This is a genomic window from Mycobacterium sp. E3339, from assembly GCF_001666915.1.
In the GTDB taxonomy this organism is placed as follows: domain Bacteria; phylum Actinomycetota; class Actinomycetes; order Mycobacteriales; family Mycobacteriaceae; genus Mycobacterium.
Genome location: NZ_LZIZ01000175.1, coordinates 1 through 908, shown reverse-complemented (window position 1 = coordinate 908; position 908 = coordinate 1). Strand labels below are relative to the sequence as shown.

1 protein-coding gene is annotated in these 908 nt (G+C 68.8%); it reads left to right on the top strand.

Features of this window, described 5'->3' with window-relative positions; all coding sequences use genetic code 11:
• A partial coding sequence (locus tag A5702_RS15945; RefSeq protein WP_068221860.1) for a dihydrodipicolinate reductase occupies window positions 1-908 on the top strand: 908 nt, incomplete at both ends.

The following is a 908-nucleotide window of genomic DNA, read 5'->3' as shown; positions in this document are numbered from 1 at the left end:
ACGGGTGGCATCGGGTCGATCGCCATCCGTACCATCGCGCGTCGCCCGGATCTGGACCTGGTCGGCGTGTGGGTGCATTCGGCGGACAAGGTCGGTAAGGACGCCGGCGAGTTGGCCGGCGGCAAGCCCCTGGGCGTGACGGCCACCAACGACGCCGATGCGCTGATCTCCCTGGCGCCCGACTGCGTGGTGTACGCGGCGAGCGGGCCCGAACGCGACGGGGCCGCGGTGCCCGACTACCTGCGGCTGCTGCGGGCCGGCGTCAACGTGGTGTCGACATCGTCGACGAGCCTCGTCTACCCGCCGGCGTATTTCGCCCCGGACTGGCGCGACCAGCTCGAGGCGGCCGCCAAGGCCGGCGGCGCGTCGTTCTACGTCTCGGGCATCTTCCCGGGTTTCGCCTCCGATCAGCTCGCCCTGCTGATGACGACGCAGTCCAAGAGCATCCGCACCATCACGGCCAGTGAGGTCGCGCTCAACGACCACTACCCGGTGGCCGACGTGATGATGGACGGGATGGGATTCGGTCGCCCCTTGGATTTCGAGCCCATGCTGAAGACACCCGGATTCATCGAGATGGCTTGGAAGGCACCGATATTCCTGATGGCCAACGGCCTGGGTGTCGAGGTGGAGCAGGTGCGCGGTTCGCTGGACCGCGAGTTGACCGACCGCGACATCGAGGTGGCGTTCGGCACCATCAAGGCGGGCACCTGCGGTGCCGTGCGAACCCGGGCCGCGGGCGTGGTCAACGGCCGCGAGGCCATCGTGATCGAGCACGTGATCCGGATGGCCCGCGATGTCGCGCCCGGCTGGCCGACATCGGAGTTCGACGCGACCTATCGGGTGGACATCGAGGGCGACCCCGACATCCATTGCGTCATGACGCTCGGCGCGGCCGAGGGCCACGG